At 40.2% G+C, this 12609-nt stretch carries 13 protein-coding genes; 4 read left to right on the top strand and 9 right to left on the bottom strand.

Annotation, left to right across the window (positions count from 1 at the left end):
* Positions 1-3: 3 nt before the first annotated feature.
* The 4 genes from CSV63_RS00350 to CSV63_RS00335 all read right to left on the bottom strand — a co-directional run bounded on the left by CSV63_RS00350 (position 4) and on the right by CSV63_RS00335 (position 4472).
* On the bottom strand, positions 4-1374 hold the full coding sequence (locus CSV63_RS00350) for a dihydrolipoamide acetyltransferase family protein (RefSeq protein WP_099694050.1): 1371 nt from the start codon (positions 1372-1374) through the stop codon (positions 4-6).
* Positions 1375-1409: 35 nt separating this feature from the next.
* On the bottom strand, positions 1410-2387 hold the full coding sequence (locus CSV63_RS00345; RefSeq protein ID WP_099694049.1) for an alpha-ketoacid dehydrogenase subunit beta: 978 nt from the start codon (positions 2385-2387) through the stop codon (positions 1410-1412).
* A gap of 3 nt (positions 2388-2390) precedes the next feature.
* The gene (gene pdhA / locus CSV63_RS00340; RefSeq protein WP_099694048.1) at positions 2391-3506 is read right to left on the bottom strand and encodes a pyruvate dehydrogenase (acetyl-transferring) E1 component subunit alpha; all 1116 of its coding nucleotides are present in this window, start codon (positions 3504-3506) and stop codon (positions 2391-2393) included.
* A gap of 327 nt (positions 3507-3833) precedes the next feature.
* Entirely contained in the window at positions 3834-4472 is a 639-nt protein-coding gene (locus tag CSV63_RS00335; protein WP_099694047.1) for a YkyA family protein, read from the bottom strand.
* Between the two features lie 169 nt (positions 4473-4641).
* Between CSV63_RS00335 and def the strand changes: the two genes are divergently transcribed.
* The 3 genes from def (at position 4642) to rnjA (ending at position 7321) form a co-directional block, all read left to right on the top strand.
* On the top strand, positions 4642-5199 hold the full coding sequence (def, locus tag CSV63_RS00330; protein ID WP_099632375.1) for a peptide deformylase: 558 nt from the start codon (positions 4642-4644) through the stop codon (positions 5197-5199).
* Positions 5200-5440: 241 nt separating this feature from the next.
* Complete coding sequence (locus tag CSV63_RS00325; protein WP_099694046.1) at positions 5441-5650, top strand: DNA-dependent RNA polymerase subunit epsilon; 210 nt, start codon at positions 5441-5443, stop codon at positions 5648-5650.
* A gap of 3 nt (positions 5651-5653) precedes the next feature.
* The gene (gene rnjA, locus CSV63_RS00320; protein ID WP_099671891.1) at positions 5654-7321 is read left to right on the top strand and encodes a ribonuclease J1; all 1668 of its coding nucleotides are present in this window, start codon (positions 5654-5656) and stop codon (positions 7319-7321) included.
* Between the two features lie 153 nt (positions 7322-7474).
* Here the strand turns inward: rnjA and CSV63_RS00315 are convergent, their stop codons facing one another.
* The 5 genes from CSV63_RS00315 to CSV63_RS00295 are packed head-to-tail and all read right to left on the bottom strand — an operon-like array spanning position 7475 to position 11943.
* A complete protein-coding gene (locus tag CSV63_RS00315) occupies positions 7475-8134 on the bottom strand; it encodes a potassium channel family protein (RefSeq protein WP_085428510.1) in 660 nt (219 codons plus the stop codon).
* 36 nt (positions 8135-8170) lie between these two features.
* On the bottom strand, positions 8171-9244 hold the full coding sequence (locus CSV63_RS00310) for an ABC transporter substrate-binding protein (RefSeq protein ID WP_099694045.1): 1074 nt from the start codon (positions 9242-9244) through the stop codon (positions 8171-8173).
* Positions 9241-10038: an ABC transporter permease gene (locus tag CSV63_RS00305; protein ID WP_099694044.1), complete on the bottom strand. Its 798-nt coding sequence runs from the start codon at positions 10036-10038 to the stop codon at positions 9241-9243. Before CSV63_RS00305 ends, CSV63_RS00310 begins: the two co-directional genes overlap by 4 nt.
* Positions 10035-10847, bottom strand: coding sequence for an ABC transporter permease (locus CSV63_RS00300; protein WP_099635691.1), 813 nt, complete (start codon positions 10845-10847; stop codon positions 10035-10037). Before CSV63_RS00300 ends, CSV63_RS00305 begins: the two co-directional genes overlap by 4 nt.
* Positions 10837-11943 carry an ABC transporter ATP-binding protein gene (locus CSV63_RS00295; protein WP_199175222.1) on the bottom strand — a complete coding sequence of 369 codons (1107 nt, stop codon included), beginning with the start codon at positions 11941-11943 and terminating at the stop codon, positions 10837-10839. The genes CSV63_RS00300 and CSV63_RS00295 overlap by 11 nt, the downstream gene beginning before the upstream one ends.
* Positions 11944-12144: 201 nt before the next feature.
* Between CSV63_RS00295 and CSV63_RS00290 the strand changes: the two genes are divergently transcribed.
* Positions 12145-12447, top strand: coding sequence for a hypothetical protein (locus tag CSV63_RS00290; protein WP_099635693.1), 303 nt, complete (start codon positions 12145-12147; stop codon positions 12445-12447).
* The last annotated feature ends 162 nt before the right edge of the window (positions 12448-12609 follow it).

Genomic DNA, 12609 nt, shown 5'->3' with positions numbered 1-12609 from the left:
GCTTTACGCCTCCATTAATAAAAGTGATGGATTACTTATTAATTCCTTAAGATAGTTTAACGCTAATTGTCCCGTTACGCCATCAATCACTCTGTGATCAAATACTAATGATAATGCTAACATAGGTGCAGCTACAATTTCACCATTTTTTACAATTGGTTTTTCAGAAATTCTTCCGATACCTAAAATAGCTACTTCTGGATGGTTAATAATCGGTGTAAACCACTGTCCACCCGCGGAACCAATATTCGTGATCGTACATGATGCACCCTTCATTTCTGCCGCTTGAAGTTTTCCATCGCGCGCTTTTCCAGCGAGTTCATTCACTTCATTCGAAATGGCGAACATGGACTTGCGATCAGCATTCTTAACGACTGGTACCATTAGGCCGCGATCTGTATCTGCTGCAATTCCGATATTGTAGTAGTGTTTTTGAATTAATTCCTCTGTTGCATCGTCTAGTGACGTATTCAGTTGAGGGAACTCACGCAATGTAGCTACGAGCGCTTTTACTACATACGGAAGATATGTTAACTTCACATCTTTCTCTGCTGCAATCGCTTTGAATTCTTTTCGATGTGCAACAAGTGCTGTAACATCTACTTCATCCAACAGTGTAACATGTGCTGCTGTGTGTTTTGAATTGGACATCGCTTTTGAGATTGCTTTTCGCATAGGAGACAGCTTCTCACGAGTCTCTGGGAATTCACCTTCAAAAACAGGTGCTTTCTTTTCTGAAGTGCTAGGTGTTTTCTCAGACGGTTGCGACTCAGTCGTTTTCTCAACGGTTTGTTGTTGATCTCCCGCTTTAAATGAGTCTATGTCTTCCTTTAATACACGGCCGTTTTTTCCACTCCCAGCCACTTGCGCTATCGTTACATCTTGTTCGCGTGCATATTTACGAACGGATGGCATCGCAATTACTCGGCGATTTTCATCTACTTCACTAGTAGTTTTCTCGATAGTTTGTTCTTTTTGCGGTTCGGTCGATTGTTGCTCTTCGGATGCCTGTTGAGGTTTCTTGGAATCTACGCTACCAAGCGCTTCCCCTACTTGTTCATGAGATTTTTCCGCACTTGCTTCTTCAGAAGAGTCCGTACTTTCTTCATCGTCTTCATGATCTGGAATACCATGATCCGGTGCATCAAAACGCACTAATTTATCTCCAACAACTGCTACAGTGCCTTCAGTAACATAAAGTTCTTCCACTGTACCTGATACAGGTGATGGAATTTCAACTACTGATTTATCATTTTGTACTTCTAGTAATGTATCATCTTCTTGGATTTCATCGCCTGGTTTTACGAACCACTTAACGATCTCCCCTTCGTGTATACCTTCACCAATATCTGGTAATCGAAATTCATAAGTCACGTAATTCACCCTTCCTGGATTGTCCAACAGTTATTTTAGAATGTTAGAACTTCTCTTGCTTTCGCTGCAATGTCTTTGGCATTAGGCAACCATGTGTTTTCGCCTGCTGCAAAAGGATATACCGTGTCTGGTGCAGTCACACGCATCACTGGAGCTTCTAGACTCAAAATAGCGCGTTCAGTAATTTCAGCTACTACGTTAGCAGCAATTCCCGCTTGTCGCTGCGCTTCTTGTACGACGATTGCGCGGTTTGTTTTTTCAACAGATTGTATAATAGTTTCTATATCGAGTGGCTGAATCGTACGTAAATCGATTACTTCCACTGAGTAATTTTCTTTTTCAAGCGCTTCAGCAGCTTTTAAGCTTTCTTGCACCATTGCACCGTACGTGACAATGGTCAAATCTTTACCTTCACGCTTCACATCCGCTTTGCCTAAAGGAATAGTATATTCTTCTTCAGGAACTTCTTGTCTAAATGAACGATAGAGTTTCATATGTTCCAAGAAAATTACAGGGTCATCACTTTTGATTGCAGAGATCAGCAATCCTTTTGCATCATACGGAGTCGATGGGATCACTACTGTTAAACCAGGTTGTGCTGCTACTAGACCTTCTAGGCTGTCCGCGTGCATTTCCGGAGTGGCTACACCTCCACCAAATGGCGCACGGATCGTAATCGGCGCATTGAAATGGCCGCCTGTTCTAAAGTTCATTCTCGCAATTTGTCCACTCACTGAATCCATCACTTCAAATAAAAACCCAAAGAATTGAATTTCCATAATAGGACGAAAACCAGTAAGTGCTAGTCCAATTGCCAATCCACCAATACCAGATTCAGCTAGTGGTGTATCAAACACCCGCTCCTCGCCGAATTCTTTGTGGAGGCCTTCCGTCGCACGGAAGACACCTCCGTTTGCGCCTACGTCTTCACCGAATAGCAATACGTTTTCATCTGTCTTTAGCTCAGTACGAAGCGCATCTGTAATCGCTTGAATCATTGTTAATTCTGCCATGGATTAGTTCGACTCCTTTCCAGCATACGCATCCAATTGTTCTTGTAAGTTAAATGGCATTTCGCCTTTATACATAATTTTCATAAAGTCCGTCGCCTTTTGTTTAGGCTGTGCATCCGCTTTTTTGATAGCTTCTTTAATTTCTTCTTTCGCTCGTTCAATTACTTTTTCCTCTTGTTCTTTAGACCAAATACCTTTGGCTTCTAAGTACGTTCTAAAACGCACAATCGGGTCACGTTTTTCCCATTCATTGTCCACATCAGATGTACGATAGCGTGTTGGATCATCCCCAGCCATCGTATGAGGTCCGTAACGGTAACACATTGTTTCGATCAACGTTGGTCCATCTCCATTAACTGCACGTTCTCTTGCGTCACGTGTTGCAACGTATACCGCCAATGGATCCATTCCGTCTACGAGCACACTTGGCACGCCTGCTGCTACACCCTTTTGAGCGAGAGTTTTTGCTGCAGTCTGTACATCACGATGTGTAGAGATTGCATATTGGTTATTCTGAATGACGAAGATAGCAGGCACTTTATATGCCCCTGCAAAGTTCAATCCTTCGTAGAAATCACCTTGCGAAGTTCCGCCATCACCCGTGTACGTAATGACGACTGATTTTTGACCTTTTTTCTTAAAGCCTAGACCAACGCCAGCTGCCTGTATATATTGTGCACCAATAATGATTTGCGGCGGGAAAATATTCAGCCCATCTGGAATCACACTTCCTGCATAATGCCCTCTTGACCATAGAAATGCCATATGCAACGGCCAGCCATGGAATAATAATTGAGGTACGTCACGATATCCAGGGAGAATGAAATCATCTTTTTCCAACACATATTGAGAAGCTAACTGGGAAGCTTCTTGCCCTGCAGTAGGAGCGTAAAACCCAAGACGCCCTTGTCTATTTAAAGAAATAGATCGTTGATCAAGGATGCGTGTATAGACCATGCGATTCATCAATTCCACTAATTCCTCGTCGGGAAGTTTCGGATCTAAGTCCTTATCAACAATCTTTCCTTCTTCATTCAATATTTGCACCATATCAAATTGGCTTTCAATCAGTTGAAGCGCTTTCACCGGGTCATACTGATTACCTTTTTTAGCTACCATATCTTGATCTCTCCTTCGTATCTGTATTATATCTTTTCCAAATGAAATTAATACAACCTCTTATAAATACTAGTATACGCAAAACTGAGCGCACGGTCAACCATTGTGATTAAAGACTTTTAATCATTTTTATATTTTTCTAAAAACATTCTGTACTAACACAATATCGTTTCTGTATTGGTACAGAACTGTTTTTATTAGGTCATACTGGTCAATCTATATCTATGAAATTCACCAATGAACATTCATATAACAACTGCAACGATGAGCTCTTACAAATACCTATCGCGTACTAGTTGTCGCTATTAATCCTACCTACTCACTACTTTATATTTCCTTTTTATTGTTTTCTAAACTTTTCAAAGCGCGTGCCACTAACCTGTTTACTTCCCTAGTTGCTTCATTGAGTTCTGTAAGTGATTGTTGGCTAGAAGTGATTAAATCATTTACATGACGAACCTGCTTTTGAAGTTCATGCTCACGGATGGATGGATCTTCAATTTGTGTATATAATTGCGTTTGACTATCTATAAGTTTTTTATACTGCATAATGAATGTCTCTTGTATTTCAGAGCGTTCATACAATGCTTCAACTACTTCATCTAATGAATCATGTAATTCCATACGCTCTACCCACTCAGACATCCGGTCTATCGCTATCTTCGACTCACGTAAAGCACTTTCCTCTTTTTCTAACAGTCGAGCCCGTTCATGTGCAGACTTTTTCATCGCAACCACTTGCTTTTTCACTTCTTGATATTGCTGTTGAGTCAGTTCCATTGTCTTAACAAACAAGACTTGTTCACTCTGCTCCATCTCGTGTAACTCCTTTCCAAAGTTGTTCCCTTGTTTTTCTTTTTCATTCAGAACCGCAAGTAAATCTGTAAGTTGTTGAGTTACTTCAGTCTCTTTGGAACAACTAGTTAGTAGAAGGAAGACGAACAATACACAAATTACTTTCTTCATTAATAACCCTCCAGACACTTTATATACTTTTTTCTTTCACCATGTTTCTCATTCGTCTATACTGTATAAGAGGAAATTGGTTTTTACGATTATATACCCTTTATGCACAATAGTTACTATTTTATTGTAGATTGTACTATCCCTAATATATCCGAGAGGAAGAGTAGAAATGATTTTAATGAACGATATTATCCGGGAGGGTCACCCAACATTGCGATTAAAAGCAAAAGAGGTGAGCTTTCCTTTAAGTAATGAAGACCGCCAATTATGCGATGATCTGTTGGAATATGTCGTCAACAGCCAAAATGATGAGTTGAGTAAAAAATACGGTTTACGGTCTGGCATTGGTTTGGCCGCTCCACAAGTCAATGCCTCCAAAAGAATCTTCGCTCTGCATATCCCGGACGGCGAGGTTCTATTGGAAAACTTTATAGCTATTAACCCAAAAATCATTAGCCATTCCGTTGAAAAGACCTATATAGAAACCGGCGAAGGCTGTTTATCAGTAGATCGTGAAGTGCCGGGTTATGTTCCCCGGTATGCAAGAATCACCGTGAAGGCTTTTGATAAAGAAGGAAACGTAATCAAAAAACGTCTAAAGGGATTACCTGCCATTGCATTTCAACATGAACTCGATCATTTGAACGGCATTATGTTTTATGACCATATCGATGCGAATGCCCCTTACAAGGAAATTCCCGGCGCAACAGCATTCGACAGAGAGTAAAGCTCTTACACTTGACAGGATGAAGTTTTTCTGTTACAGTCTTGTCAAGGAGTGATGATGCCATGTACAAACGTCTAAAACGCAAACTGCTAAGACGACTTAATGGCCTGCTCGGTAAAAAGACAATTGCTTAGACATTTACGCCCGCCAACTAAATTGGTGGGCTTTTCTTTATTTTAGGGAAATTGCATGCTATTATTGATGATATGTATTATTAGGAACGTAAAAAGGAGAGTTAAACATGATTTTTAAAGTATATTACCATTTAAACGTACATGAAGTTCCAGTCCGCGAGAACACACTCAGCTTGTATGTAGAAGCTGAAACAGAAAAAGAAGTCCGTGATCAACTTAAAGATCGCGATCTTATGATTGAATACGTACAAAAGCTGGAAGGCGAACATTTAGCATATGAACAAGCCTCCCCAGACTTTCACGTTGAGCAGGTCTAATCAATGAAATCTATTAAAAACAATGAAACAGCCGTTTTCGCCCTAGGCGGACTAGGTGAAATCGGTAAAAATACGTATTGTGTACAATTCCAAGATGAAATCATCATTATCGATGCCGGAATTAAGTTTCCTGAAGATGAATTGCTTGGTATTGACTATGTAATTCCAGATTACACATACCTCGAACGCAATATCGATAAGATTAAAGGCCTTTTCATCACACATGGTCACGAAGACCATATCGGTGGAATTCCCTATCTATTACGTAAAGTGAACGTTCCCGTCTACGGCGGTAAACTAGCAATTGGTTTACTTCGCAACAAGTTGGAAGAACACGGTTTGTTGCGCACTACGGAAATTCATGAAATTGAAGAAGATGATTTTATCAAATTTCGTAAAACTGCCGTATCATTCTTCAGAACTACGCACAGTATTCCTGATGCATTCGGAGTAGTGGTGAAAACTCCTTCCGGAAACATCGTTCATACAGGTGACTTTAAGTTCGACTTTACGCCTGTCGGTGAACCTGCTAACTTGCATAAGATGGCCAAAATCGGTAGTGAAGGTGTACTTTGTTTGTTATCAGACAGTACAAATGCAGAAGTACCGAACTTCACGATGTCTGAACGTAAAGTTGGAGAAAGCTTAAATGATATTTTCCGTACTGTAGACGGTCGGATTATTTTCGCTACATTCGCTTCAAATATCCATAGATTACAACAAGTGATCGAATCAGCACAGATTTTCGGTCGGAAAATCGCTGTCTTCGGTCGTAGTATGGATAACGCCATCACGATTGGTCGCGAACTTGGTTATATTGATGCTCCGAAAGATTTATTCGTAGACGCTCAATCACTCAATCGACTTCCAGCTAACAAAGTGATGATTTTATGTACGGGTAGCCAAGGTGAACCGATGGCTGCACTCTCACGTATCGCAAACGGTACACATAGACAAGTTCAAATCCAACCTGGTGATACCGTTATTTTCTCATCTTCACCTATTCCAGGTAATACGCTAAGTGTCAACAAAGCGATTAATTCATTGTTCCGTGCAGGTGCAGAAGTTATTCACGGTCCATTAAACAACATCCACACATCCGGTCACGGGTCACAGGAAGAGCAAAAGCTGATGTTACGTTTAATCAAACCTAAATACTTCATGCCAATCCACGGTGAATACCGCATGATGAATATGCACTCCCAACTTGCTATAGACTGCGATGTTGAACCTGATAACATTTTCATTATGGGCAATGGTGATGTACTCGCACTGACTGACTCGACAGCAAGACTTGCCGGACGTGTACCTTCAGGCGATGTATACATCGATGGAAGCGGTATTGGGGATATTGGTAACGTTGTACTACGCGACAGACGAATTCTTTCTGAAGATGGTCTAGTCATCGTTGTAGCAACCATCGACACCAAAAAGAACCGGTTAGTATCTGGTCCCGACCTGATCTCACGTGGTTTCGTCTATATGCGTGAATCAGGCGCTATGATCAATGAAGCACAATATATGCTTTCGAAAACATTACAGCGCAAACTGGCGGCTAAACCTGATTCCGTCAACAACCTAAAGGGCGATATCATTGATACACTCGTTCCATATTTATACGAAAAAACGAAACGTAAACCGATGATCCTTCCTGTCATTATGGAACTCTAAAAAGCATACAAAAAAGCAAGTGCACATTAGCACTTGCTCCAGACTGAAGGTAACTCCTATAATTAAGGAGTATGCCTTCAGTTTTTTATTTAGTTTAGTCCGTCAAATAATGGGTCTTTGGGGCGGAACAACGGCGCAATCCCCCACTCACGCTTAATGCAATGCCTTCCGTTCAAATCGATGAATATCCAGATCAGAACCGATCACAATCAACACATCATTCACTTCTATTTGCTCAATCGCTTGCGGAGAGACCAGTATATGCGTTCCACGCTTGATCGCTACAATATTCACACCATACTTGGCACGGATATCCAAATCTATAAGCGAAGAGCCTGCAATGTGATTATTTGCTTGAATCTCCACGATGGAGTATTCATCGGATAACTCTAGATAATCTAGAATATTATTTGAAACCAAGTTATTCGCAATGCGCTTTCCCATATCTCGCTCAGGGTGAACAACTTGATCCGCTCCGATTTTCCGCAACACTTTTTCGTGGTAGTCATTTTGGGCTTTCACAGTAATTCGCTGTACGCCGATTTCCTTCAAAATCAACGTAGTCAAAATGCTCGCCTGAATGTTTTCTCCGATTGCGATTACAACATGTTCGAAATTTCGTATGCCTAACGAACGCAATGCTGCTTCATCGGTCGTATCGACAGCCACAGCTTGTGTAGCAATATTCGCAAATTCTTCCACGCGTTCTTGTGACTTATCGATCGCCATAACATCGGCTTCCAGTTCAATAAGTTCTTTAACGATACTACCACCAAAACGACCTAAGCCAATTACTACAAATTCCTTTTTCATCTCATTACTCCTCGCCATTGAGAATAGTCACATACCTTACCGCAATCCCATTTTAAATTTCAGGAATAACTCATTATACACTCCAAGTGTTTCTAAACCTAAATTTTCATACACTTCAAGGTTTTTCCTTGCCTCTTCATCAGGATAAAATCTTTCATCACCTGTAATCTCGTCATCCATAAAGGACAAAGCTGCGGTATTTGGCGTGGAATAGCCCACGTATTCTGCGTTTTGCGCTGCCACTTCAGGATCAAGCATGAAATTAATAAATTTATACGCACCTTCAACATTGGTCGAGGTTTTTGGGATGACAATATTATCAAACCATAAGTTTGAACCTTCGTTCGGCACGATATAATTAATGTCGTCGTTCTCGGAAATCATATCTGCCGCCTGACCAGACCAAGTCAACGCCACGGACGCTTCGTTATTGATCATCAGTTGCGTGACTTCATCGCCTATAACCGCTTTAACGTTCGGACCCATCGTTTCTAGCTTGTCTGTTGCCTCTTTTAGTTCCTGCAAACTAGTGGAATTCAATGAGTAGCCAAGTGAATTTAATGATACTCCCATCACTTCTCGCGCACTATCGACCAAAATGAGCTTCTGCCGCAATGATGCATCCCATAAACTCTCCCAACTCTCAAACGTCTGACCTTCCAATAAGGATGCATTATATGCGATACCCACAGTTCCCCAGAAATATGGAATCGAATAGTGATTGTTTGGATCAAACGGCAAATTCATGAAATATGGATCGATATGTTGAACGTTCGGGATTTTTGAGAAATCGAGTGGCAGTAAAAGATTCTTCTCTTCCATCATCTGCACCGCATATTCGGACGGAACGGTTACATCGTAAGCAGTTCCCCCTTGTTCAATTTTCCCCATCATTCCTTCATTCGAATCAAACGTCTCATAAATCACTTTGATGCCTTCTTTTTCTTCAAATTGCTTCAGAAGATCTGGGTCGATATATTCTCCCCAGTTGTATACTGTAATCGTGTCTTTACCTGCACGCCCCGCCTTATGCTCAAGCTGATAATTAGCGAACATCAAGAGTCCCGAAACGAGTAGGATCACAAACGCACTACTCATTAATCCTTTCATTTTTTCACCCCCTGAGGTGATTTTGCTTTATTGCCAATTATATAATAACCAAGCACCAGAATGATTGTTATTAAGAAGATCAATCCGGATAGCGCATTGATAGTCAACGTGATTCCCGTGCGTGCCATAGAATAAATTTCTACGGACAGTGTAGAAAATCCATTTCCTGTCACGAAAAATGTAACAGCAAAATCATCTAATGAATAGGTTAACGCAAGAAAGAACCCTGCGAAAATCCCTGGCTTAATATAGGGCAATATAACACGTGTAAGTATGTCTTTACGTGAAGCGCCTAAATCCCGTGCTGCATCGATTAACGTCGTACTCATCTCTAGCAATTTGGGCAGTACCATAATGACGACGATCGGTATACTAAAAGCGATATGAGAAATTAGCACCGAAGCAAAGCCCAATTTCACACCGATCAGCGTGAATAATATTAGGAAAGATGCACCGATAATTACATCTGGACTGACAATCAATATATTATTCAGCGACAATACCGCTTGACGCGCAGATTTATTTTTCATGAAGTAAATCATGAGCGCACCAATCACACCGATTGTTGTCGACAGTAGGGCCGATAATAATGCGATAATGACAGTATTTAAGACAATAATTAGAAGTCGCGTATCTTGAAATACCGCTTGGTAGTGATCCAAAGTGAATGATTCGAAATGCGACATTCCATCTCCCGAATTAAAGGAGTAGTATATGAGATAAAAAATAGGTGCATATAAAATTACAAAGACTGCTGCCAAATAAACTCTCGGCAAAATTCCCAGTTTCTTCATTTAATGATGCCCCCCTTTTTACCCGAAGTCAGTATCATAATTAAGAACATGAAGATGATGAGAAAGACAGCAATCGTAGAGCCCATTCCCCAGTTTTGTGTAACGAGGAATTGTTGCTCGATTGCGGTACCAAGTGTAATTACTTTATTGCCGGCAATTAAACGGGTAATCATAAATAGGGAGAGTGCCGGTATGAACACAACTTGTATACCTGATTTCACACCATCCGTAGTCATTGGCCAAATCACCCGTTTAAATGTCACCCATGCATTCGCTCCTAAATCTTTCGATGCATCCAATAAAGTAGGATTGATTTTATCCAAAGCATTAAAAATTGGCAATATCATAAATGGAATAAATATATACACGGAAACAAACACGAAACTGAAATCAGTGAATAAAATTTGCTGACTGCCTATCCCGACAGCCTCCAAAAAGGCATTAATCGGCCCATAAACGCCCATTAATCCGATAAATGCATAAGTCTTTAACAACAGATTAATCCATGAAGGTATGATAATGAGTAACAACCACAACTGCTTATGCCTTGTCTTCGTTAAAAAGTAGGCTGTCGGATAGGATATCAATAAAGCAAAAAAAGTTATAAGAAATGCATACCAAAACGAACTTATCGTTAATTTGAAATAGATCGATGAAAAGAAGTTTCGATAGTTAGCCAACGTTAAATGGCCTGATAAATCAAAAAATGAGTAATACACAATGACGGCAATCGGTGCTAGCACAAATAATACTAACCAGACTGCATACGGCGTGGCATATATAAAACGTAACGGATTTTTACTCCTCATCTTCCGCCACTCCAAACGATTCCAAACGTGCATCAAAGTCCGCTTCAGATTCATTCAAACGCATAACATGAATGTCTGCTGGTTCAAAATCTAAACCGATTAACGTGCCTACATCCGCTGGTTTCGTTGAATGGACTAGCCACTCATTCCCATCAGAATCGTACGTTGACAGTTCATAGTGTACACCCCGGAATAATTGCGTATCTACAGTGACACTTAATTTCCCCTTTTCAACGGTCGTCATTTCCAAATCCTCAGGACGAATGACGATATCAACTTTTTCATTGGGATAGAAACCCCCATCTACACACGGAAATTGTTTACCGGTAAATTCTACCAGATAATCTTCAATGATTCTTCCCGTTACTATATTCGATTCACCAATAAAGTCTGCCACAAAACGATTGATAGGCTCATCGTAAATATCTATTGGTGTCCCCGACTGTTGAATTTCTCCATTATTCATGACGAATATTTCATCGGACATCGCAAGTGCTTCTTCCTGGTCATGCGTAACAAAAACAAACGTTTTTCCTAGACGCTGCTGGAGCTCCCGCAATTCATATTGCATTTCAGAACGTAATTTCAAATCTAGCGCCGACAATGGCTCGTCCAGTAAAATCACTTCAGGATCATTGATGATCGCTCTAGCAATAGCCACGCGTTGACGCTGCCCACCCGACATTTCAGTAATTTCACGGGTTTCATACCCATCTAGATTTACGAACTTCAAGGCTTCTTTAACTCGGCGATCCACTTCATTCTTATTCACTTTTTTTATGCGTAAACCGAATGCAACATTTTCATACACATTCAAATGAGGAAACAATGCGTAATCTTGAAATACCGTGTTCACTTGGCGCTCATTTGCGGGTACGGAGTTGATCTTCTTTCCATTAAAGAAGATTCCCCCATCTGTCGCTTCCGTAAATCCGGCAATCAAACGTAAAATAGTCGTTTTTCCACAGCCTGAAGGTCCAAGTAATGTATAAAACTTACCGCGTTCCATTTCAAACGAAACACGATCGAGAACAGTTGTAGATTCATTATAACGTTTTGTAACATTCTCAAAACGAATAATTGGGTTAGTAGTCAATACGTTTCCTCCTTGCATAAACATATTATTTCTTGTAATGAATGAACAGTTGTAAACTCACTCATTATACACAAAATGTTGGTGAAATCAACTGTCTAGTATAAGTAGAATCAGAAAACAGCCTACAGGAAAATAGTCATGATTATTGTTTTTTCGCAGAGGACATAGTAGAATAAAACCATATATTGAGGAGGGATTCAGTTGGAAGACCATTTATTTTTTTATCTGGACTCTGATGCCAAGCGGAATCGAAAAAACGAACCCGCAACAAGAGAAAATCATCTAGAAGGAATTTTTCTAGTAAACAATAAAAAAATCCGAACATGGAAAGAGATGGCCTCTCATTGCGTAGAGTGCATGGAGCCATTACATTATAGCGATGAATTTGACGCACGTTACTGTAAAGGTTGCAATGAATGGCGAGAAATGATTTGTGATCCTAATTGTAAAACATGTCAAACACGCCCAGTAAAACCTTCTGACTGTAAACAAGACTTTGAGTAATCAGATGCTCAAATCCTAAATATATGAAGTGTATCGCTCTTTATAATAACTATTATTATCTTCGAGTCATTCTAATTGAATTTTATATGAATTTTTGTTATTCTAATTATAATTGTGCAAGACAGTCATGTTGTTGTACAAAAGACTAATTGGAGGTTATAT

Origin of the sequence: Sporosarcina sp. P34, assembly GCF_002743375.1 — a bacterium.
In the GTDB taxonomy this organism is placed as follows: domain Bacteria; phylum Bacillota; class Bacilli; order Bacillales_A; family Planococcaceae; genus Sporosarcina.
This window is presented reverse-complemented; position numbering and strand designations above follow the sequence as displayed.